This window comes from Vibrio mimicus CAIM 602 (assembly GCF_000338875.1).
Classification (GTDB): Bacteria; Pseudomonadota; Gammaproteobacteria; order Enterobacterales; family Vibrionaceae; genus Vibrio; species Vibrio mimicus.
This window is the reverse complement of the sequence record NZ_AOMO01000088.1, coordinates 67645-90351: the sequence shown is the minus strand read 5'-3', so window position 1 is coordinate 90351 and position 22707 is coordinate 67645. Positions and strand designations below refer to the sequence as shown.

The window sequence follows — 22707 nt, the reverse complement described above, 5'->3', positions numbered from 1 at the left end:
TTTATAAAACAACACCATTTTTGTTAGCTGTTAGGATCTATGCAAGTTGATTCACCATCATCTCACTGTTTGCAAAGGATTTTGGGAAATGCATCGCGGCTTTACCTTACTGGAGCTTCTAATCACAGTTGCTGTGTTAACAGCGTTGCTGCTTTTTGTCGCCCCGAGTTTTTCAAACGTTAGCCAACAAACAAAAATGGCTAATTTAGCCAATGAATTACAGGGTTTTTTGATTCAAGCTAAATCTGAATCAGTGTTGAGAAACCAAGACTTATGGGTTCACATCCAAGGCTTTCCATCATCTACAGGGAATTGGAAGTTATTGCTTGCGAGTGTATCTGATGTTGCCGCAATTACGACAGCTAATACGGTTGCTGAACTGCAAGGTAATCGATATCGGAATTTGGTGGTGTCGAGTACGAACTCTTTAACTAGCGTGAAATTTGATCATGTAATGGGGAATCCGCAAGAAGCGGGCAGTATAGCGATTAAGCAATCTGAATCGGATACGAATCCGATAAAAATTACGGTTCATAATCGAGCTGGACGGATAAAAGTATGCACTGAGAGTGAGGCAAAATATGGCTTTGAAAAGTGCTAAACAGCAAGGTAATACGCTCATTGAATTTATGATCGCAGCCTTGGTAGGAGCAATAGCACTGGGAATTGTTGGGGCTGTGTTTCTTTCTAACCAGAAAGCTGCCGCACAGCGTAGTAAAGAAATTATGCTATTACAGCAAATGAGTAGTGTGATGCAGCAGATGAAAGAGGATATTCAGCGAGCAGGTTTTGATGGCATTGCTACGAATTCTATGATGCTTTCTGGTTCTCCAAATGTTCTTTACCATCAGCCCAATAAAATTGGTTATGTCTATCGAAAAACAGCGAGTGCTGCGAGCAATACGGTATATCAACTAAATAATAATATGCTGGAATATTGCCAAAAGGATTCTACATCACCTTTAAATGTTATTTCAGCTGCCAGTGGATGTTTCGACCTATTTGATCCTAAGCAAATTAAAGTGACTCAATTTGATATTAGTCGAGCATTATTATCTGGATCTTCAATAGAAAGTTCATTTATTTCTATATCGATGACTGCTGAATTAAAAAATGAACCAGCAATCTCTCACGCAATTTCATTACAAGTTCAGCAAAGGAATTGGCAATGATACGTAAATATCAACAAGGTTTAGCCACTCTACTGATTACCTCTATACTGCTTTCTATAGCTTTAGTTGTGACTTTGGGTTCATATAAGAATTTATTTTATCAAATTAAGCGTGCACAGAATGAGGTTAAAGCGAGGCAAGAACATTGGCTGGCGGAGGGGGGGTTGGAGTGTGTTTACACTAAATCTATTCTCGATAGTGCGATTCCTACAGCATCTTTAATACCAGAATGTAACATAGCGACCCATAACATAAAGTTCGATTATGTTTCATTGGTAGCTTCGAACCCTACAACAAAAATAATTAGTGAAATAGGATATACAAAGCTCAATAAAAATATTGTTATTCCTGCTTCTGGAGGAGGGGCTGGGGCTCTTCGTAGTGCATCAAATTTAGTTGTGAATGCTGCGGTTACAATTTCTCCTGAACCGGGGGAATTAAGACGAAATGATAATTCTGAGTATTATGAGTGCGTTTCAATGGTTGTCAGAGATAAAGCATATTTTGGCGGAGGTTTTACTAACAGTGATTTAGACTATGCATCAGGTGTTAATCCAGGCAGTAATTATAAAAATGGAGTAAAGTGTGGATCAGGTTTTATTACAAATAATGCAACTGCATCAGGATATTACTTAGGGAAAGAGGGGGCTGTTATTAGTAATGGTGTTGAGCTTGATGCAAAACGTGATACAGATTTATCTCCATTTAAAGATTTTTTTGGTAAAGAAGTATCGGATTGGAAGCAAGTGAGAGATGATCCGAAAAATAATTTCACTAAAATATCCACAACTAAAGGCAGTGACTGCTATACGAAAATCAATCAAGTTGGTTTGAAAACTAATGGAAGTAATTCAATTTGGGTTGATGGCCCCTGCGAGTTTGATACGAATCTTGCTCATTTATTAAGTAGTACTACTCATCCAAGCATGAAAGTCCTTCTTGTTGTACATAATGGAATTGTCGGTGGGAGAAGTACTGTTAATGTCAATGGTGTATTTGTGCATGTAAATAGTACTTATACACCGATAAAAGATCAGTGGAGTAATGCAGCTTTTGACCCAGCATTAATCGGTACTCTAAAACATACACCCAATGATTTTAAAACTGGACTCGAAGCAATAAATGGAACATATTTAGATGGCGATGCAGCCTTAGCTACAATGTATATGGAAGGCTCATTTAACTTTACAGGCGGCATGGTTTTGGATGCTCGAAATCAGAGTGCGTTATTTAAAAACTCAGTTAATCTTAAATTTAACTCCGACATTATGAAGTCGTTTGTAAATAGCTCTCTTCCTCCTAAATGGCAAGAAGGAAGTTGGAATGCGCAATAAGCAACGTGGTTTTAGCTTAATTGAAGTGATGATTTCTTTTGTGCTGATTGGAGTGGGGGCTCTTGGGTTGGTTAAATTGCAAGCGTACATTGAGCAACGTGCCGATTACGCCATGCACAGTATCGAAGCTTTGAACCTTGCCGAGCAGAAATTGGAATGGTTTCGTACTCGTGGGGCTTCTTCCGCTCTACCTACTATGTCTGCGGCTAATTTTGATACCAATATTGTCTCTGGGAATGATGTTTCACATCCTTTGTATACCTTGTCGTGGTCTGTGCCAGCTGCAACTCTGTCGGGAGCACTTAAGACAGTTCATATAGAAGCTTTATGGCAAGATCGCCATGGTGAAACTCAGTCTGTTGAGCTGAAAACCATGATCTCTAAACACAGTGAGTTCGATTAACGAACTCTCTTTCTTATTCTGCTCGATTGAGTCTAAGTTTACAGAAACTATTAGGTGGAAATCGGTCGCCATTCTTTACTCCTTAGATATCTTGGGGAAGGTTTTTTACTTCTCCATCATCCCTTTCTTCCTCTCTGCAAATCATAGGTTCATCGATCCATGTAATCTCAGTTTTTGCAAATTCGTTTCTTAAATGTATATGTTGATTTGTCGTTAATGTTTCGAGTGTGTGTCTTTGGTTTTCTATTTTTGCAAAATATGTCTCTAAATATGTAAAAAAAAGAACGAACTCTGTGCTTTGGATAGGGCGTTTCTATACAATGCCAAGTGAAAAATTGCCGTTTCACTGTGACTGATTAACCAAGCTCACACGGATATTCGAAACGGCTACAGAAGACCAAGCTTATAAGGTCTCACGCAGCAACATCACATTACGGAATTTACTATGAGTAACCAATCTATCAATCAAGCACCATCGGCTAAGCCAAGTGGGATGGATCGCTTTTTAAACTTTATTGAACGGGCAGGTAACAAAATCCCAGACCCTGCAATTCTATTCTTCTGGGCGTTAGTTATCGTTTGGGTTTCTTCTGCACTCTTATCAAACTTAAGCTTTGATTTGATTAACCCGCGCACGGGCCAAGCTTTAGAAATTAAAAACCTACTGACCGGCGAATCACTGGCTCATTTTCTTGCCAATATGGTGACCACATTTACCAGTTTTGCGCCTCTCGGAATTGTACTTGTTGCTATGCTGGGGGTAGGTGTAGCGGACTCTTCAGGCTTCATTACTACAGGCCTGAAAAAAATGCTTAATGTTACGCCAGTAAAATTGCTGACGCCTATGCTGATTCTGGTCGCGATTGTTTCGCACACTGCAGCGGATGCAGGCTACGTACTGGTTATTCCGTTGGGCGGTATCATTTTCCATGCAGCAGGGCGTCATCCTCTTGCGGGTATTGCGGCTGCATTTGCTGGGGTATCAGGTGGCTTTTCAGCCAACTTTATCCCCTCGGGCATCGATCCTCTTCTGGCGGGTTTTACTCAAACTGCCGCGCAAGTGTTGGATCAGTCGTATCAAGTTAACCCTCTGGCCAACATTTACTTCACTGGTCTTTCATCTATCGTGATTGTTGCAATTGGTTGGTACGTGACGGATAAAATTATCGAACCACGCTTAGCAGCAACAAAAGTGGATGAAGATGCAGAATCTGCTCCAGATCTTGGCTCTTTTACTGCAATCGAATCAAAAGCTTTCCGCTATGCGGGTTGGGCAATGGTTGTGGGCATTGCGTTATTGATTGCAGCAGTATGGCCTGAGAATTCAGCATTACGCTCGCCAGATGGCCAGATCACGGCATTTACCGCGCCAATCATGAAATCAATTGTGCCACTGATTTTTATCCTATTTATCATTCCGGGTATTGTTTACGGCCGTATTGCTGGGACATTTAAAGACAGTAACGATGTTATCAAAGCGATGTCAGGCACCATGTCTACTATGGGTGCTTACATCGTGATGTCTTTCTTCTGTGCTCAGTTCCTTTCTGCTTTTGGCCAATCGAACATTGGTACTATGCTGGCACTGTATGGTGCGGAAGGTCTGAAAGCGATGAACCTGCCAGGTCAGGCTACGATTGTGGGTATGATTTTGCTTACGGCTATGGTCAACCTGCTCGTGGGTTCTGCTTCGGCAAAATGGGCATTGATTGGTCCTATCCTAGTGCCAATGCTGATGGCTGTCGGTATCTCTCCAGAGCTTTCTCAAGCGGCTTACCGTGTGGGTGATTCGGTTTCTAACATCATTTCTCCATTGATGGTGTTCTTCCCTCTGGTGGTGGTGTACTGCCAACGCTATGTGAAATCAACGGGTATTGGTACATTGGCTTCGATGATGATGCCTTACTCAATTGCTATGCTGATTGGCTGGTCAATATTCTTGCTGGCATATTGGGCGATGGGTATTCCATTGGGTATCCAAGCACCTTACACCTACAGCATGTAGGTAACAAAATCAGATAAGCTGATAGCCCACTCAGACGAGTGGGCTTTTTCTTGGTCTTGCTTTCGTTTTCTCAGCAATCTCCGTTAGAATCACCGTTTTGAATAATCTGTGGAGTGTCGTTTTGTCCGAGTCTCTCTTTTCCGCTCAAGACGAACAATTTATGCGTCGAGCCATCATGTTAGCCGCTCAAGCTGAAGAGCTGGGAGAAGTCCCTGTCGGTGCCGTATTGGTACGTGATGGTGAAATTATTGCTGAAGGTTGGAATTGTTCTATTACGCACCATGATGCGACCGCGCATGCCGAGATTGAAGTGATCCGTAAAGCGGGAAAAGTGCTCAGCAACTATCGTCTGCTCGATACCACCTTATATGTAACATTAGAACCGTGCCCCATGTGTGCAGGAGCTCTTTTGCATAGCCGGGTTAAGCGGATTGTGTATGGTGCACCAGATTTAAAAGCAGGAGCTGCTGGGACAGTTATGGATCTGTTTAACAGTCAAGCGTCTTACCACTATGCCACTGTTGAGAAAGGGCTATTGGAAGAAGAGTGCCGCGCTCAGTTACAAGCGTTTTTTCAGCGTCGTCGGAAAGAAATCAAAGCGAAACGGGATGCAGAAAGGAAAGATGAACAGTAGATCTTTGGCAAACATCAGCAACGATGTTTGCCATTCGACGTGTTACGAGTTGCCCAACTGAACGAAAGCACGATGACGAGCCAACACTTTTTTCTTACTGTTGGCCAACATACGGCGACGACGATTGGCTGATACTGTTTTGTTCAGGAGTTTTGATTGACGTTTACGTCTCAACATAAAACACCCTCCTACTACTTACTGACATAAAACCCCTGCTCGATAGAGTCAGGGAGCCTAATAATTTTTGAATGAATCACTTTATTATTGCATTCGAATGTTACCTGTTTCTGACAACAGGAAAGCGACTTCATTCACACATTGATTTACGTGTTTTCTTCTCAAAAATCAAGTGGCTATTTTTTATTCTCATCAGATGGTAAAGCGCTCGATTCACTGCTTTCGAGAGATTCGGACTCCAGTTTGACCGCATCCTCATCAATATCGTCAGTGCTGATATCATCGCCTAAGCTTTCTTCATCAAGCTCGATTACCGCGAGATCCTCGATACTGTCATCGCCAGCAGTCAATTGACGCTGCTCAAGATGACCAATGATGCTTTGGTAGTAACGGCGAATATTTTCTACGTAGTTACGAGCCTCATCACCGCGCGCATAGCCATAGCGAGTCTGAGTAAAATATTTCTTCTGTTGTAACTGAGGTAAACGATCTTTCACATCGGCCCATGAATCCGGATCAGCGCCTTGCATCTTAGTTAAACGACGTGCATCCATCATATGGCCATAGCCCACATTATAAGAGGCAAGGGCAAACCAGATTTTCTCATGTTCAGAGATGGAATCCGGTACTCGCTCCATCATACGACGTAGATATTCCACGCCACCTCGAATCGATTGATCGGGATCGAGACGATCGCTGACTCCGACACTGCGCGCAGTAGGAAGGGTCAACATCATCAAACCACGTACACCTGTGGGAGACTTAGCATACGGATTCCAATGCGATTCTTGATAAGCCAGTGCGGCCACTAAACGCCAATCAAACTCTGCTGAATACTTTTGAAACAGCGGTGTCCATTTAGGTAACCGAGTATCTAGTGCACGGATAAAGGCACGTGTATCCACATAATCGAATGTTCCGATATGTCCGATATATTTCTCTTCCAAAGAAGTGAGATAGCCTGATTGTTTGAGATTACCAAAAAACTCAATCATCAAGGCGTAGAGGCTTTCATCATCTGCACGACGGATAAACCATGAGATCGGTTGGTCTTCGGTCAGTTCAAATGCTGCGGCTAAATCAGGGTAGACCCGCTGAGAGAGTGACACTTCCACCGAATCCGCCATTGTGAACAGTAGCTCACCTTGTGATACTTTTTTTAGCAGGTCATTCACATCCGAATTGCTGTCGACATGAAACTGAAAATCCGGGTGCTTCTGCTGTTTTGCTTGCAATGTGTGCTCAAAATGCGAGTCATCAACCACACTGAAAAAGGCCAAATCTGGGTTGTCCTTTAATAACGCTTGCTGCTTTTCAACTAACTGTTTGAAATTGCGCGGTCGCCATTCACCTTTCTTGTATACCACTTGTTGTGACACGTAATAATAAGCAGGTCCGGCACGGAAACCTTTGAGTCGCTCTTCGGACTGGCTTAACCCCGCGGCGATAATATCCACTTCGCCATTTTTTAAGGCAGGGAAAAGGCTAGATAGGCGATATGCTGGCTTCATTTCCAGCTTTACCCCAAGCTCTTTGGCAAATTCACGCGCTAACTCGTAATCCAAACCTGTAGGGCCATCAGGACCAATGTAATAGGAAAGTGGATTATTGAGAGTACCAACACGTAAAACTCCACGCTCACGGATCTTTTCCAGTTCACTTTTTGGCTCAGAGTCAATTTGGCAACCGACCAGAAGCAGGCTCAATAAGCCTAAGCAAAGCGAACGAACGCGGAATTTGTATGCAAAAGAAGTCATCAATTTGGGTTTTCTCTCATTAAGACAGATGCCTTTATATCAAAGGCGCTGGTTTTGGCAAAGTCCTCACTGATTAAGCTGACATTTTGCTCGAAGATTTGTGCAAATGGGTCGTAACTCAAAATTAACGAAAAAAATGACGCAAACGGTTGCTTTTGGTGTTACGTCACAAAAAGAATTCCTCTATAATGCGCAGCCATTAGAGAGGTGAAATCGGCATACATTCAACAAATAGAGTTTAATGTGCTGTATTTCAAAGAGTTTATGCCAATTACACCTCAATCAATTGGACATAGAGACCTAAGCACATGAGAATTTTGCGTGGCTCCCCAGCTCTTTCAGAGTTTCGTGTTAACAAGCTCCTCACCGCGTGTCGTGAACAACACCTCCCAGTGACAGGCATTTACGCCGAGTTTATGCACTTTGCCGATCTCAAGGCGGAGCTCAATCCGCAAGAGTTGGAAAAGCTCGAAAAACTGCTCACTTACGGTCCAACGATCCAAGAACATGAACCGCAAGGTTTACTGTTATTGGTGACGCCACGCCCGGGAACCATCTCACCTTGGTCTTCTAAAGCAACGGATATTGCGCACAACTGTGGTCTGCGCAGCATCAAGCGCTTAGAGCGTGGTACGGCTTATTATGTTGAGACAGAAACGCCACTTACCGAAGCTCAAGTTGTCACTCTAAAAGCCTTGCTACACGATCGCATGATGGAAGTGGTGTTTGCGGAACTGACTGACGCGCAGCAACTGTTTAGTGTGGCGGAGCCTGCACCGATGAGTCAGGTTGATGTCTTGGCAGGCGGTCTCCGTGCGCTTGAAGAGGCAAACGTTTCCCTTGGGCTGGCATTGGCGGAAGATGAAATCGACTATTTGGTTGAGAATTTCATTAAACTTGGCCGCAATCCCAATGACATTGAATTGATGATGTTTGCACAGGCGAACTCAGAACACTGCCGTCACAAGATCTTCAACGCGGATTGGACGATTGATGGGGTTAAACAAGATAAATCGCTGTTCAAGATGATCAAAAACACCTTTGAACAGACTCCTGATTATGTGCTTTCTGCTTATAAAGATAATGCCGCGGTAATGACTGGCTCGACTGTTGGTCGTTTCTTCCCTGATCCTGATAGCCGTCAGTACACCTATCACCATGAAGATGCCCACATTCTGATGAAAGTGGAAACGCACAACCACCCAACGGCGATTTCTCCTTGGCCAGGCGCATCGACAGGTTCAGGCGGTGAAATCCGTGATGAAGGCGCAACTGGTATTGGCGGTAAGCCAAAAGCAGGCTTGGTCGGTTTTACCACATCTAACTTACGTATTCCCGGCTTTGAACAGCCATGGGAAAGTAATTTTGGTAAGCCAAGCCGCATCGTAAATGCGCTGGATATCATGTTGGAAGGCCCATTGGGCGGTGCTGCGTTCAACAACGAATTTGGTCGTCCGAACCTGCTAGGTTATTTTCGTACTTATGAAGAAAAAGTGACTTCACATGCGGGTGAAGAGGTACGTGGCTACCACAAACCAATCATGATCGCAGGCGGTATGGGTAACATCCGTGCAGAGCATATTCAGAAGAAAGAGATCCCGGTTGGTGCAAAACTGATCGTACTCGGTGGCCCTGCGATGAACATCGGTCTGGGCGGTGGTGCTGCCTCTTCGATGGCTTCTGGTCAGTCTGCTGAAGATCTAGATTTTGCTTCCGTGCAGCGTGAAAACCCAGAGATGGAGCGCCGCTGTCAGGAAGTGATCGACCGCTGCTGGCAGCTTGGTGACAAAAACCCGATTGCCTTTATTCACGATGTGGGCGCGGGCGGTATCTCTAACGCACTGCCTGAGCTAGTCAATGACGGTGATCGTGGTGGTAAATTCCAACTGCGCAATGTACCGAATGATGAGCCGGGCATGAGCCCACTGGAAATCTGGTGTAATGAATCACAAGAGCGTTATGTGTTGGCGGTTGCTGCGGAAGATATGCCGCTGTTTGATGCGATTTGCCAGCGTGAACGCGCACCTTATGCTGTGGTTGGTGAAGCGACGGAAGAGCGTCATTTAACGCTGGAAGACAGCCACTTTGATAACACGCCAATCGATATGCCGATGGATATTCTGCTTGGCAAGCCGCCTAAGATGCATCGTGATGCGAACACGCTGAAAGTTTCAAGCCCAGCCTTAGAGCGTTCTGGTATTGAGCTAAATGAAGCCGTGGATCGTGTACTGCGTTTACCTGCGGTGGCAGAAAAAACTTTCTTGATCACCATTGGTGACCGTTCAGTCACGGGTTTAGTCGCACGAGATCAAATGGTGGGCCCATGGCAAGTCCCAGTGGCTAACTGCGCGGTAACGGCAGCGAGTTTTGATTCTTACCACGGCGAAGCCATGTCTATGGGTGAGCGTACACCGGTTGCACTGCTGGACTTCGGTGCATCAGCACGTTTAGCGGTGGGTGAAGCTATCACCAACATTGCGGCGACCGATATTGGCGATCTGAAACGCATTAAACTCTCTGCGAACTGGATGTCTCCAGCGGGCCATCCGGGTGAAGATGCCGGTCTGTATGAAGCAGTGAAGGCCGTAGGTGAAGAGTTGTGTCCAGCACTGGGTATCACTATCCCAGTCGGTAAAGATTCGATGTCGATGAAAACCAAGTGGCAGGAAAATGGCGAGCAAAAAGAAGTCACTTCTCCGCTGTCACTGATCATCACCGCCTTTGCGCGTGTGGAAGACATTCGCAAGACCGTGACCCCACAACTACGCACTGATCTTGGTGATAGCAGCTTAGTCTTAATTGATTTGGGCAATGGTCAAAATCGTCTTGGCGCAACTGCATTAGCGCAAGTTTACAAACAATTGGGTGATAAACCGGCTGACGTTGATAACGCGACGCAGCTCAAAGGCTTCTTCGATGCGCTACAAACTCTTGTGCGTAACGACAAGCTGGTGGCTTATCACGACAAAGGCGACGGTGGTTTATTGGTGACTTTGGCGGAAATGGCCTTTGCGGGTCACTGCGGTATCAAAGCTAATATTGAAACCTTGGGTGATGATGCACTGGCGGCACTGTTCAACGAGGAGCTTGGCGCTGTTGTTCAGGTGAAAAATGATGAACTGAATTCTGTTCTGGCAACGCTTGCTGCTCATGGCTTAGAAGCGTGCACACACGTGATTGGTGAAGTAGAAGCTTCGGATCGCTTGCTGATCACTCGTGGTGAAGAAGTCTTGATTGAGCGCTCTCGTACTGAGCTGCGTACTATCTGGGCGGAAATGACCCATAAGATGCAAGCGCTGCGTGATAACTCAGCCTGTGCGGATCAAGAGTTTGCGGCGAAGCAAGATAACCGCGACCCGGGTTTGAATGCCAGCTTAACCTATGATGTGCTGTCAGATGTTGCTGCGCCTTACATCGCAAAAGGTGCGCGTCCGAAAATGGCGATTTTGCGTGAGCAAGGCGTGAACTCACACGTTGAGATGGCAGCGGCCTTTGATCGTGCTGGCTTTGATGCCGTCGATATTCATATGAGTGATATTCTGACCGGACAAACGGTGCTGGATGCTTACCAAGGTTTGGTGGCTTGTGGTGGCTTCTCTTACGGTGACGTACTGGGTGCTGGTGAAGGTTGGGCGAAATCGATTCTGTTTAATGCACAAGCGCGTGAGCAGTTTGAACAGTTCTTCCAACGTAAAGATACTTTGTCACTCGGTGTGTGTAACGGCTGTCAGATGTTGTCTAACCTGCGTGATTTGATCCCAGGTGCTGAGTTGTGGCCACGTTTTGTCCGTAACGAATCTGAGCGTTTTGAAGCACGCTTTAGTTTAGTGGAAGTGCAAAAGTCACCATCGCTATTCTTTAGCGAGATGGTAGGTTCAAGAATGCCGATTGCGGTTTCTCATGGTGAAGGTCGTGTGGAAGTGCGTAATGCAGAACATTTAACAGCGATTGAGCAATCTGGCACAGTGGCGATTCGTTTCGTGGATAACTTTGGTCAGCCAACGCAAGCTTACCCAAGCAACCCGAACGGTTCACCGAATGCGATTACCGGTTTAACCACCCAAGATGGCCGTGTGACGATTATGATGCCGCACCCTGAGCGTGTATTCCGTACTGTAGCTAACTCGTGGCACCCAGATAACTGGGGCGAAAACGGTGCTTGGATGCGTATGTTCCAGAATGCTCGCAAATACCTTGGTTAATTGATTTAACCTTAAGGACAAACAAAAAGCGCAGAGTTTCTCTGCGCTTTTTTCGTTTTGTCAGCACTGATTTGATAAAGGGCGCTTTGCTATACCTGTTGGCTTAGCGGAATTGGCCGACTTGCGGTAAAAACTCAAAGCCAGCGCTCGCTAACTTGGCTTCCAACGCGCTGCGATCAATATCGAAATAGCTGACGAGTTTATCCAGATCGCCACTAAAGTCGTCACGCAGTTTCATGTTAATGATGCTCATCAACATGATGGGATCCATAGTGGCAAAATTAGCTAGATTCATTGTGATTAATCCTCAAAATCCGAAATCAGCAAATTGGCCGCCGCAAACGCCGCTTTTTCTCGTGTTGCAAGTGGTAGGGCGGTATCAGCCGCAATCTCGTTTAATGCACGTACAGCGCAGCTGATGGCTTTAGGCACATAGCCTTGATCACCACTACCAATTTGTGCGTAAAGCTCTCGTACCAATTCACAACAGTCGTAAACTCGCATGGGTTTGTCCTCAAATGATAACTGGTCTCAATATACACAGAGAACGGTGAAATACAAAACCAGCAGCTTGCGTTGGCTCAAGGAACTCGTATGACTGACCAATTACTGACCAGTGACTTGTAAATTCAGTTGTGCGACCAATTGATCATCCAAGCCTAGTTGTTTAGCAAGTTCATTGAGATAGGCTTTTTCCATAAAGTTCTGTTCATCGGCGATCAGCAATGAAGCCAGATACAGTTCAGAGGCTTGGGCTGGATTTTGCGCAAATCGAGCAATTTCAGCGGGATCCAGTGGCTTGCGTAGCTCTTGTTCAACCAATTGTTGTACTTGGTTATCTGAGCCCAATTCTTCAATCGCTTGTTGGATACGCGCCATCTCCTGATCATCGACATGTCCATCCGCTTTAGCTGCGGCAATCATGGCTTTTAAAATGATCAACTCATGGCGAGGGTTGTTTTCATCAAAAGGTGTTGGTGTTGTATTCCCCTTTTGATTGGCATTCCAATCGTTGTAGACCTTATAGGCGAGCGCACCGAGCGCCGCTGCTCCACCGACTTTTAAAGCACTTTTTCCCCATTTTTTGCTTTTTTTAGAGCCAAGTAACATGCCAAGCAGACCGCCACCCAAGGCTCCCGCTCCCAAAGTACCGAGTTGGCTTTTATCTTGGCCTAAGGTTTTCAGCTGTTCACTGCCTTTTTTTTACAATGTCTGAGCTCAGTGCCTGATTGAGTAATGATTTTAGATCCATGGGCTATCTCCTCTGGTTTTGACTCAGTGTAGGTGGAGAAAAATGAATCTAATATTAATAACAGACAATAAAAAGGCTGCCAGAAGGCAGCCTTTGTAAGCGAATGTGACTAAGCATTAAGCCAGTTTGGCTTGGATAAAGTCGATGATGGACTCCATCGCCACTGCTTCTTTCTCACCATTACGGCGATTTTTGTATTCGAAGTGGCCTTCATCCATGCTGCGGTCACCAATGATGACTGTGTGTGGCACGCCGATCAGTTCCATATCAGAGAACATCACGCCCGGACGCTCTTTACGATCATCAAACAGCACTTCGATGCCTGCCGCAGTCAACTCTGCGTACAGCTTCTCAGCTGCTTCCTGAACGCGCTCAGATTTGTGCATGTTCATTGGAACGATAGCCACTTGGAAAGGTGCAATCGCGTCTGGCCAGATGATGCCGTAATCGTCATGGTTCTGTTCGATTGCCGCAGCCACTACGCGAGAAACACCGATGCCGTAACAACCCATCTCAAGGATGACGTTTTTACCGTTCGAGTCGAGTACACCACAGTTCATTTTGGCAGAGTAGTTGGTGCCAAGTTGGAAGATGTGACCTACTTCAATACCACGTTTTAGCATCAACGTACCTTTACCACATGGGCTTGGATCGCCTTCTACTACGTTACGCAAGTCTGCAACTTTACCGAGTTCAACGTCACGACCCCAGTTGATACCGAAGTAGTGTTTACCGTCGATGTTCGCGCCAGCACCGAAATCGCTCATCACTGCGACGGTACGGTCAACAATGAATGGCAGTTTCAGACCAACAGGACCTAATGAACCTGGGCCAGCACCGATCAGTGCACGAATTTCTTCTTCGCCCGCCATTTCCAGTGGCGATGCCACTTCTGGCAGGTTTTCTGCTTTGATTTCGTTCAGTTCGTGATCACCACGGATGATCAGCGCAACGATAGGCGCATCGATTGCATCAGACGCTTTTACAAACAGCGTTTTCACTGTTTTTTCGATTGGTAGACCATGTTGTTCAACCAATTCCGCGATAGTTTTCGCGTTTGGTGTATCGACCAGTGTCATTTCCTGAGTCGGCGCTGCCGCTTCAGTTGCTGGTGCCAGTGCTTCTGCTTTTTCGATGTTCGCTGCGTAGTCTGATTCGGTAGAGAATACGATCAGATCTTCGCCGCTTTCCGCTAGAACGTGGAACTCTTGTGAACCGTTACCACCAATCGCACCGCTGTCTGCCAGTACTGGACGGTAATCCAGACCCATGCGATCGAAAGCTTTACAGTAAGCCGCGTGCATTGCGTCATAAGACTTTTGCAGACCTTCTTTGTCGATGTCGAAGCTGTAAGCGTCCATCATTGAGAATTCACGTGCACGCATCACACCAAAACGTGGACGACGTTCGTCACGGAATTTGGTTTGGATTTGGTACAGGTTCAGTGGAAGTTGCTTGTAAGAGCTGACTTCGTTACGCACCAGAGCGGTGATCACTTCTTCTGCTGTTGGGCTTAATACAAACGGACGTTCATGGCGGTCAGTAAAGCGAAGTAGCTCAGGGCCCATTTTTTCTGAACGGCCTGTCTCTTCCCATAGTTCAAACGGCTGCACAACCGGCATCAAGGTTTCGATTGCACCTGCATTGTCGATCTCTTGACGAACGATGTTTTCGACTTTACGCAGTACACGCAGACCAGTAGGCAGCCAAGTATAAAGACCTGAAGCCAGCTTACGGATCATACCTGCACGTAACATGAGCTTATGGCTCACGACTTCTGCGTCGTTTGGAGTCTCCTTCAGAGTAGAAAGAAGATATTTACTGGTACGCATTCTATGGTATCCGTTTCATCAAAGTTTAAGGGATCGCTTTAACAGGAGTAACGTTATCCCCTTCCTACTTCAAGTTGCAGCGGTGTTGGCTGCGTTCGTTCACCCCAATCACATAGTCTGTCTATGCTCATGGGGGGTCACTCACTTGCCGCCTACCTGCCACTCGAAGTAGTTTGGGTATATAAAGCGAATTTGGGCGCTAATAATATCAGCCAAATGGTTTTGTCAAAAGCGTTCAATTGCGCTGACAACGATTGCTTCATTGGTAACAGTAAATTTCACGTTCCAATCGTACAAATTCACAGCATACAACTTGTCGTCAGCACTATTTTTTTTGTAAGCCGGGCGTGGATCTTGTGCCAGCACTTCACTGATCACTGCGCGGCGGATGCGCCCTTCTGGGTGAGCGTTTAGCGTTTGCTGAGCTTGTTCACTAAATGTTACTGCAATGCGTTCGGGCCCTTGTTCTGCATAACCGCCTTGCGCATTCGAAATCGAATCGGAGTAGGGGATGTAAGGTTTGATATCAATAATTGGTGTGCCATTGACTAAATCAACGCTGCCGAGTTCGAGATAATACTGATCGCCTTCTTTGCTCACACCACGCAATTCAACCGCTGACATACCTATGCCATTGGGACGAAAGGTGGCACGTGAGGCAAAAACACCCACTCGTTCATTACCACCGAGGCGAGGGGGACGCACAGTGGGTTTCCAACCTGCGGCTAGGTTTTGGTCGAACAAAAATAGCAGCCATACATGGCTAAATTGCTCAATACCGCGAATGGCCTCTGCGCAGTTGCATTCACCCAGTAGTTTGAGGCGAGCGGTGGCGCTCGGCACTAAACGAGGCTGTCGTGGTACCGCAAATTTTTCTTGGTACGGACTTTCAATAATGGCAACTGGTTCAATGAGATACATGTTTTTATCTGTGAGCATGGGTATTGAGAGCGCAAAAATAGCATAGCTAGGCGTAAAAATCGCTTGCAAATAACCTTGAGAATAATTATTAATTAATATGTTATAACATAACAATTGAGGTTAAGTTTTAAGATGAAAGCAGGCATTCATCCTGATTATCGTAAAGTGGTGTTCCACGATACGACCGTCGATCACTACTTTGTTGTAGGTTCTACTTTGCAAACGGATCGCACTATTGAGTGGGAAGGTAAGACCTACCCTTATATCACTATTGAAGTTTCTTCTGAGTCTCATCCGTTTTATACCGGTAAACAGCGCGTGGTACAGAAAGAAGGTCGCGTTGCTAACTTTGCTCGTCGTTTTGGCCAGTTTGCTAAGGAATCCAAATGAAAGTTCTCAGTTCACTAAAAAGCGCAAAAAATCGTCATCCAGATTGCCAAATTGTCAAACGTCGTGGCCGTTTGTATGTGATCTGCAAATCTAACCCTCGTTTTAAAGCGGTTCAGCGTTAATTGATTGTTGGATAAACGATTCGTAGCGAGATATTTTTCTAACCAGATGCTTGTTCATTGATATGATCATCTGGTTATTTTTTAAATTTCGGATAAATATTGTTCAATTAGACAAATTTTGTAACATCTTTGCTTTTTAATTTACCTTTCTTGTCGAGTACTCTTCGCGCGCTTTTGACATTTTTGTCACAAATGCATAGGAATCAAGACAAGGAGGGAACAGATGAGTTCATCTGCTTCAATAAATCAAAACGCACCTAAGAAACCTTTATTTACCCGTTTTCTAGATGGTGTCGAATATTTGGGGAACTTATTACCCCATCCCATCACTTTATTTGCCATTTTCTGTGTCGTACTGCTGGTTGCCTCGGGTATCGCTGGATACTTTGAGCTCTCGGTGGTTGACCCTCGTCCGGAAGGTGCGAAAGGTCGCTCTGCAGATGGCATGATCTACGTTGTCAGCTTATTAAATGCGGACGGTCTGGAACTGATCGTGACCAACTTAGTGAAAAACTTTGTCGGCTTTGCTCCTTTAGGAACAGTGTTGGTCGCGATGCTGGGGGTGGCGATTGCTGAGCACTCTGGTTTGCTCTCAGCAGCGATGCGTGGTTTGGTTATGGGTGCTTCACAGCGCATGGTGACTTTCACTGTTGTGTTTGCAGGCATCATCTCTAACACCGCGTCTGAATTAGGCTACGTCGTACTCATTCCACTGGCAGCGATGTTGTTCCATTCGTTAGGACGTCACCCATTAGCGGGTCTGGCTGCTGCGTTTGCGGGTGTTTCCGGTGGTTACTCGGCTAACTTGCTGATTGGTACGGTTGATCCTCTGCTATCGGGTATTACCGAAACAGCAGCACGCATGATTGATCCAACCTACAGCGTAGGTCCTGAAGTCAACTGGTACTTTATGGCTGCATCTACCTTTGTGATTGCAATTTTAGGTGCTTTCGTTACTGAAAAAATCGTTGAGCCAAAACTGGGCAAATACGATGTGGCAGAAGCCAGTGACGATCTAAGCCAAGATAAAATGGGCGTTTTGACGTCACTTGAGAAAAAAGCATTAGCTTATGCCGGTATTGCGATATTGGTTGTGAGCGGTTTGCTGGCTTGGACGATTGTACCTACCGATGGCATTTTGCGTGGTGCAGATGGCCAAGTTTCTGGTTCGCCTTTCTTAAAGAGTATCGTCGCGTTTATTTTCGTGTTTTTTGCTATCCCAGGCTATGTGTATGGCCGTGTGGTAGGTACGATGAAAACCGATCGCGATGTGATCGATGCGATGTCCAAATCCATGTCTTCAATGGGCGTGTACATTGTACTTGTCTTCTTTGCAGCACAGTTTGTGGCTTTCTTTAACTGGACTAAGTTTGGCCAAGTGCTGGCGGTATTAGGAGCAGATTTCCTGAAAGACATCGGACTGACTGGCCCAATGCTGTTCTTCGCCTTCATTTTGATGTGTGGTTACATCAACCTGATGATTGGTTCTGCGTCAGCACAATGGGCAGTAACAGCACCGATTTTCGTACCAATGCTGATGCTGGTTGGTTACGCACCAGAAGTGATTCAAGCTGCATACCGTATCGGTGACTCAGTGACCAACATCATTACCCCGATGATGAGCTACTTTGGCTTGATTCTGGCGGTGGCGACGCGTTATATGAAAAACCTTGGTATCGGTACACTGATCGCAACCATGTTGCCATATTCAGTGGTGTTTATGGTGGGTTGGAGTTTACTGTTCTACGTGTGGGTATTTGTGTTAGGTCTGCCAGTTGGCCCTGGCGCAGCCACGTACTACACACCATAGAGTTTTCTCTGAATACGAAAAAGCCTGCGAATATCGCAGGCTTTTTTATCGCGCATGGTTTCGGGCTGTGGGGGATCAAGCGGAACGCTTAGCCAAAATCCGATCCAGATGATTGGCAAACTCGCGGCGTTCTGTCTGCGAAAGTGCGGCAGGGCCACCAGTTTGAATACCGCTGGCGCGCATGGTATCCATAAAATCACGGATATTCAGGCGCGCTTTGATGGTCTCTTTGGTGTACAGCTCACCGCGTGGATTAAGCGCCAAACCGCCTTTGCTGATCACTTCATCGGCGAGGGGAATATCCGCGGTGATCACCAAATCGCCCGCTTCTGTGCGTCTTACGATTTCGTTGTCGGCAATATCAAACCCAGAAGAGACTTGCAACGCCCGAATATTGTCTCGTTTTGGTAATGGGATGAGATGGTTTGCCACAAAAGTACATTCAACTCCAGTGCGCTCGGCTGCGCGGATCAGCGTTTCACGGATCACTTTCGGACATGCATCGGCATCAACCCAAATTTTCATTGTTGAGTTCCTTTGGTAGTGGCTTCGAGCGCTTCAATACGTGCAGTAAGTTGCAAAATAGTCTGCTCTAACACTTCAATACGTTGCTCAAGGTTGTTATTGGTATTTATGGCGGCGACTTCCACTTTTGGGATGCGCTGCGTATTTTTCCAGCTCTTTATGGTGGCGATAATGGCAGGCATAGGCACAGGCGTTTTTAAGCGTGCTTTTACGAGCGCTACGGAAGGCTCTTTGCCTTGTTGGCTGAGGCTATTGAGGATCTCTTCCAGCTCTTGAGATACGTCTTTGGTCAGCATAATGGTTCCTTTTTACGGTTTGCCTCATCTTACTGAGAAAGTTAGGCGAGCAAAAGGGGTAATCGTTTGTGAGAGATCGCTTACATCTTATGTAAGACAAGGCAGTAAAATGATGCGGGAATATCAATGTAATCGATTTATGTTGTTGAACTTAATGGATTATTTAATTTTGATGGCAAGCTTTAGATGCTCTTCCATTCTTGGTGGCTTGCATGAAAAATCAAAACGAGTAAATTGTCTCTTGTCGAAGGAAATGACCTAGGGACTGTGATTCTCAGGATGAGAAGTGGCGAGGATAGCCACGAGCAGGAAGCAGGAAACGCCAAGGATAGCGTCAGCCCACAGAGACGTGAGCTGTAAGGAAGATTCAGGACACTCTAGGGACGTGAGAAGGAACACCATCAGGACGATGGCAAGGACACCGCTCAAGGAACAAGTGATGAAGGCTGAATAGGATATTCGGCATCAGGATGAGAGGACACCGCTAGGACGGCGATGCTCGGAGTTCGCTGAAAGGATCAGCCAGTTAAGGATGATGCAAGGAGCACGCTCAAGTAGCCGGATGCTGCGAGTAAGATTAAGCCCCGACATCTTTTGTCGGGGCTTTCCTTAATCTTCCTTTCGGGTATTCGAACCCGCGTCAACAAGGCTTACCTAATGTTTGCCAACCATAAAATGAGCGCACAACGGGTTCTCTAGAAACACAATTAATATAACAATGTCAGCAGGCTATATCTCACATTACCAAGTATTTGGATGAGATAACTTGATTGAGTTCAGGTGAAAAATAAACAGCGCCTTTCTTATAGGGAAAGGCGCTTTTTCACTTTCGATTGATTTTGTTCTACAAGGAATGTCCGTGACCATAGCGACGCGAAGAACGCTACTTATCCCTTATACCGAGGCGTTTGAGTCTGATTTTCTCGTGCTCAATTACTGCGCCAAAAACCGTTCGCAGATGAACGGTCCCACCACGGTAGCTGCAGCCAAGCAGCTTTTTCAACGGGTGTTGCATGATTCTTCTTTGTACGCCATGGCGGTACTCGACAACTATAACCGCGAGTACATGGGACATGTCTTTATTGAATTTGAGAGTGAAGGACGCGCTGAACTCGGCTTCTTATTTGATAAAGCGTATTGGGGGCAAGGATTAGCCAGTGAAGCACTGAATGCTTTTTTCCCTAATGTGTGCCAACGCTTTGGCTTGCAACGAGTGGTTGCTACCATAAAAGCCCAACATGAAGCGGCACGAGCCATTTTGCAAAAGTTGGGCTTTGAGCACCGTGCCGATATTGATGAGTTTTTTGGCCCTTGCAGCCAGTTTGTCTGGACGGCCGATGTACTTAACCCATCCGATGAGGTGGCAGAGCAAAACGTACTGTTCTAAATCCCTGCATTTCTAACTTGCCTTGATAACAATCATCCCCGAGTGATGAAAACTCAAAGAGATAAATGGTGTGCCAACGCCAGCCTCCTGAAGGCGTTCTCACTTTATGCTGGCCGAATGCCACGTTGAGCAGTTGCAAATCAAGCTGATCGCAGTGGCGCTGAATCGCTTGTTTGGCGATTTCGGCTTGATGGCGCTGCTGCCAAAACAGAAATCCGGCAAAACAGAGCGCCAGTATCAAGAGTAAATCGCCAATCATGCTTTATCCTCGCGTCATCTGTTGTAACTGTTCCAGTGCGTGTGCCAATTCCGGTGAGGGGCTGGCATGCAGCAAAGGCAGCATCACTCCACGCAGCGCAGGTAACATGACCACATCCGCAAAGAGTTGGTTAAATAACGATTGATTTTGAGTTTGCGCTAAACGGATCAAGAAACGTTGTGCACGTCCTGCATTCTGCAAGCTCATCCAACTGCGCCCCGCGAGTGCAATTAACACTTCTTGGTGGCAAAGCGCAGGCGAGGCGAGAATGGAATTGCATGTAGCATCAAGTAAATCTGATGGCGATCCAGCTAAGGCACGCAGCAAAGCGGCGAGCAAAAATAGGTCGGGATCGTCGGCATTGATCTCGGCACGAGCGAGTTCACTTAAGCGTTCCGCGAGTTTTTCCGGTAAGTTCACATGCTCTAATGCACCCAACACGGCGTAGAGCGGTTGAGTAGGTAAATGAGTCAGTGCTTTGCGGATCAACACACCATTTTGCTCTTGCTCTAAACGGGCACAAATATCGGTAATGCCTTGTAATCCCACTGTGTGCCACTTGTCCCAGCCCAAACCGCCAGAGAAATAGTGCTGAGCGTGTTCGTAATATTGGCTGCAAGAGAGAGAGAGCTGCGCGCGGATCTGGCTATGTAGCATCGCGAGCTTGTCTTCACTGGGTTTGAAAGTATAGGGATTATTGGCGAGCTTCTGTTGCTGCTCCTCAGTCAAAGATTGATTGAGTCGACTGCCCATCGCTTCGAGCAAATATTGAATAAATTGCCCCACATCGGCTTGCTGCAATAAACCACGTTCATCCAAGGCAAATTTGAGCATCCAGATCCAAGGTTGACGCTGTTCATTCCAATACACAATGGCTAACTGTGCATGACGCTGGACAGGAAAAGGGTACGCTTGTTGGCCCTGTTCAACTTGGGCAAATTGGCGACTATCCATCGGTTGCACTCGGCGACCGAGATCAAAAATTTGGTATTGGCAGCCGCTATTTTGAAGCAGTGCTGTGAGGGTACGAATAGTGTCCATGCGGAAATTGATCCTAACTTTCTTTCTCCAATAAATGGTACTCTATGGCACTTTTTCAAGGCCATCATAGAAATAAACCGGACGAATTATGTTGTTCAACTCCGAATTGGTGAAGTTACTCGATGAGTTGGAATCCACATTGCGTGATGCGCAATTGTGGCAAACGACGCCTCCTGCACCGCAAGCGCTCGCCAGCCAAGAGCCATTTGCTGTTGATTCCCTCTTTCCTCATGAGTGGTTACAGTGGATTTTTTTGCCCAAGATGAAACAGGCGATCGCACAAAATGCGGTACCACGTGGTTTTGCGCTAGAGCCTTATTTTTCTGAAGTGTGGAAAACGCAACCCAATCATCAAGCGGTACTCGCGGTGATCCTGCAAATCGACAAGGTGTGCCAATAAATGCTGGAAATTGTTTATCAAGATGAATATTTGGTGGCGGTCAATAAACCCGCAGGCATGTTGGTACATCGTTCATGGCTCGACAAACATGAAACCCAATTTGTGATGCAAACCCTGCGAGATCAAATTGGTCAGCACGTTTTTCCGTTGCATCGTTTGGATCGCCCAACTTCCGGTGTGTTGGTGTTTGCGCTCTCTAGCCAAATCGCTTCTGAAGTGATGCCGATGTTCGCCAATCATGAAATGGAAAAAACCTACCATGCGATTGTGCGTGGTTGGATTGAAGAAGCGGATGTACTCGATTACCCACTCAAAGAAGAGTTGGACAAAATCGCAGATAAGTTTGCCAAGCAAGATAAAGAGGCGCAGTCGGCGATTACGGCTTATCGCCCGCTGGCGAAAGTGGAACTGCCCATTTCGACCGGAAAATTTGCCACTACGCGTTACTGCCTGATGGAGATGCAACCGAAGACTGGGCGTAAACATCAGTTGCGTCGTCACATGGCGCATCTGCGTCACCCGATTGTGGGTGATACTACCCATGGCGATGGAGTTCATAACAGACTGTTTCGTGAACACTTCTCTGCGCAACGTCTGATGCTGCATGCGAGTGAGTTACGATTTGTTCACCCTTACACTCAGCAGCCTTTAGTCATTCGCTCAGGCTTGGATGAAGTGTGGCGAGGATTGCTTAGTGAGTTTGGTTGGCAAGAGTCGCTGCTTATCAACACTTAGCCATTTCTAATCTCAATAAGCCAATAAAAAAGCCTTCATCATGAAGGCTTTTT

General features: G+C 46.0%; 24 protein-coding genes and 1 pseudogene. 13 read left to right on the top strand and 12 right to left on the bottom strand.

The window, feature by feature from the left end:
- The first annotated feature begins 88 nt into the window (after positions 1-88).
- From D908_RS01435 to D908_RS01455, 5 genes are all read left to right on the top strand, one after another.
- Positions 89-601: a pilus assembly FimT family protein gene (locus D908_RS01435; RefSeq protein WP_000554589.1), complete on the top strand. Its 513-nt coding sequence runs from the start codon at positions 89-91 to the stop codon at positions 599-601.
- A complete protein-coding gene (locus D908_RS01440; protein WP_005527454.1) occupies positions 582-1172 on the top strand; it encodes a PilW family protein in 591 nt (196 codons plus the stop codon). The genes D908_RS01435 and D908_RS01440 overlap by 20 nt, the downstream gene beginning before the upstream one ends.
- Entirely contained in the window at positions 1169-2506 is a 1338-nt protein-coding gene (locus D908_RS01445) for a hypothetical protein (protein WP_005527452.1), read from the top strand. The genes D908_RS01440 and D908_RS01445 overlap by 4 nt, the downstream gene beginning before the upstream one ends.
- Positions 2496-2909 (top strand): type IV pilus modification PilV family protein, encoded by a 414-nt coding sequence (locus tag D908_RS01450; protein WP_005527450.1) that lies wholly within the window; start codon positions 2496-2498, stop codon positions 2907-2909. The genes D908_RS01445 and D908_RS01450 overlap by 11 nt, the downstream gene beginning before the upstream one ends.
- A 445-nt stretch (positions 2910-3354) precedes the next feature.
- Complete coding sequence (locus D908_RS01455; RefSeq protein WP_000070918.1) at positions 3355-4914, top strand: AbgT family transporter; 1560 nt, start codon at positions 3355-3357, stop codon at positions 4912-4914.
- Here D908_RS01455 and D908_RS23250 read toward each other — a convergent pair.
- Positions 4902-4991: a flagellar motor protein MotB gene (locus D908_RS23250; protein ID WP_390622366.1), complete on the bottom strand. Its 90-nt coding sequence runs from the start codon at positions 4989-4991 to the stop codon at positions 4902-4904. The genes D908_RS01455 and D908_RS23250 overlap by 13 nt on opposite strands.
- Positions 4992-5035: 44 nt before the next feature.
- Here D908_RS23250 and tadA point away from each other — a divergent pair, with 44 nt between their 5' ends.
- Positions 5036-5548: a tRNA adenosine(34) deaminase TadA gene (gene tadA / locus D908_RS01460; protein WP_005527448.1), complete on the top strand. Its 513-nt coding sequence runs from the start codon at positions 5036-5038 to the stop codon at positions 5546-5548.
- A gap of 42 nt (positions 5549-5590) precedes the next feature.
- Here the strand turns inward: tadA and D908_RS22970 are convergent, their stop codons facing one another.
- Together D908_RS22970 and mltF are read right to left on the bottom strand one after the other, a co-directional pair.
- A complete protein-coding gene (locus tag D908_RS22970) occupies positions 5591-5725 on the bottom strand; it encodes a hypothetical protein (RefSeq protein WP_000946178.1) in 135 nt (44 codons plus the stop codon).
- A gap of 176 nt (positions 5726-5901) precedes the next feature.
- Complete coding sequence (gene mltF / locus D908_RS01470) at positions 5902-7482, bottom strand: membrane-bound lytic murein transglycosylase MltF (RefSeq protein ID WP_000200279.1); 1581 nt, start codon at positions 7480-7482, stop codon at positions 5902-5904.
- Positions 7483-7790: 308 nt separating this feature from the next.
- Here mltF and purL point away from each other — a divergent pair, with 308 nt between their 5' ends.
- Entirely contained in the window at positions 7791-11684 is a 3894-nt protein-coding gene (purL, locus tag D908_RS01475; protein ID WP_005527446.1) for a phosphoribosylformylglycinamidine synthase, read from the top strand.
- A gap of 103 nt (positions 11685-11787) precedes the next feature.
- Here purL and D908_RS01480 read toward each other — a convergent pair whose 3' ends face one another.
- The 5 genes and pseudogenes from D908_RS01480 to tsaA form a co-directional block, all read right to left on the bottom strand.
- On the bottom strand, positions 11788-11979 hold the full coding sequence (locus D908_RS01480; protein ID WP_001046697.1) for a DUF4250 domain-containing protein: 192 nt from the start codon (positions 11977-11979) through the stop codon (positions 11788-11790).
- A 5-nt stretch (positions 11980-11984) separates the two neighbouring features.
- Complete coding sequence (locus D908_RS01485) at positions 11985-12188, bottom strand: YaeP family protein (RefSeq protein ID WP_001267018.1); 204 nt, start codon at positions 12186-12188, stop codon at positions 11985-11987.
- A 102-nt stretch (positions 12189-12290) separates the two neighbouring features.
- Positions 12291-12936, bottom strand: a pseudogene (locus D908_RS01490) (tellurite resistance TerB family protein).
- A gap of 116 nt (positions 12937-13052) precedes the next feature.
- A complete protein-coding gene (locus tag D908_RS01495; RefSeq protein WP_005527439.1) occupies positions 13053-14768 on the bottom strand; it encodes a proline--tRNA ligase in 1716 nt (571 codons plus the stop codon).
- Positions 14769-14993: 225 nt separating this feature from the next.
- Complete coding sequence (tsaA, locus tag D908_RS01500; protein ID WP_005527436.1) at positions 14994-15689, bottom strand: tRNA (N6-threonylcarbamoyladenosine(37)-N6)-methyltransferase TrmO; 696 nt, start codon at positions 15687-15689, stop codon at positions 14994-14996.
- A 132-nt stretch (positions 15690-15821) separates the two neighbouring features.
- Here tsaA and D908_RS01505 point away from each other — a divergent pair, with 132 nt between their 5' ends.
- The 3 genes from D908_RS01505 to D908_RS01515 all read left to right on the top strand — a co-directional run bounded on the left by D908_RS01505 (position 15822) and on the right by D908_RS01515 (position 18011).
- On the top strand, positions 15822-16079 hold the full coding sequence (locus D908_RS01505) for a type B 50S ribosomal protein L31 (protein WP_000643439.1): 258 nt from the start codon (positions 15822-15824) through the stop codon (positions 16077-16079).
- Complete coding sequence (gene ykgO, locus D908_RS01510; protein ID WP_000866542.1) at positions 16076-16201, top strand: type B 50S ribosomal protein L36; 126 nt, start codon at positions 16076-16078, stop codon at positions 16199-16201. Before D908_RS01505 ends, ykgO begins: the two co-directional genes overlap by 4 nt.
- Positions 16202-16424: 223 nt before the next feature.
- Positions 16425-18011 (top strand): AbgT family transporter, encoded by a 1587-nt coding sequence (locus tag D908_RS01515; RefSeq protein ID WP_000098857.1) that lies wholly within the window; start codon positions 16425-16427, stop codon positions 18009-18011.
- A gap of 75 nt (positions 18012-18086) precedes the next feature.
- On the opposite strand, the gene D908_RS01520 is transcribed toward D908_RS01515, so the two are convergent.
- Positions 18087-18536 carry a YaiI/YqxD family protein gene (locus D908_RS01520; protein WP_000708223.1) on the bottom strand — a complete coding sequence of 150 codons (450 nt, stop codon included), beginning with the start codon at positions 18534-18536 and terminating at the stop codon, positions 18087-18089.
- Positions 18533-18832, bottom strand: a complete 300-nt coding sequence (locus D908_RS01525; RefSeq protein WP_005527428.1) for a hypothetical protein — start codon at positions 18830-18832, stop codon at positions 18533-18535. Before D908_RS01525 ends, D908_RS01520 begins: the two co-directional genes overlap by 4 nt.
- An 859-nt stretch (positions 18833-19691) precedes the next feature.
- On the opposite strand from D908_RS01525, the gene D908_RS01530 reads away from it, so the two are divergent.
- The gene (locus tag D908_RS01530) at positions 19692-20219 is read left to right on the top strand and encodes a GNAT family N-acetyltransferase (RefSeq protein ID WP_000150760.1); all 528 of its coding nucleotides are present in this window, start codon (positions 19692-19694) and stop codon (positions 20217-20219) included.
- Here the strand turns inward: D908_RS01530 and D908_RS0120010 are convergent.
- Together D908_RS0120010 and D908_RS01535 are read right to left on the bottom strand one after the other, a co-directional pair.
- Positions 20176-20478, bottom strand: a complete 303-nt coding sequence (locus tag D908_RS0120010) for a DUF3301 domain-containing protein (protein ID WP_000578709.1) — start codon at positions 20476-20478, stop codon at positions 20176-20178. The genes D908_RS01530 and D908_RS0120010 overlap by 44 nt on opposite strands.
- A gap of 3 nt (positions 20479-20481) precedes the next feature.
- Positions 20482-21519 carry a DUF3549 family protein gene (locus D908_RS01535; RefSeq protein WP_005527425.1) on the bottom strand — a complete coding sequence of 346 codons (1038 nt, stop codon included), beginning with the start codon at positions 21517-21519 and terminating at the stop codon, positions 20482-20484.
- 88 nt (positions 21520-21607) lie between these two features.
- On the opposite strand from D908_RS01535, the gene D908_RS01540 reads away from it, so the two are divergent.
- Together D908_RS01540 and truC are read left to right on the top strand one after the other, a co-directional pair.
- Complete coding sequence (locus D908_RS01540; protein WP_000898504.1) at positions 21608-21919, top strand: YqcC family protein; 312 nt, start codon at positions 21608-21610, stop codon at positions 21917-21919.
- Entirely contained in the window at positions 21920-22654 is a 735-nt protein-coding gene (truC, locus tag D908_RS01545; protein WP_005527423.1) for a tRNA pseudouridine(65) synthase TruC, read from the top strand.
- Positions 22655-22707 lie beyond the last annotated feature (53 nt).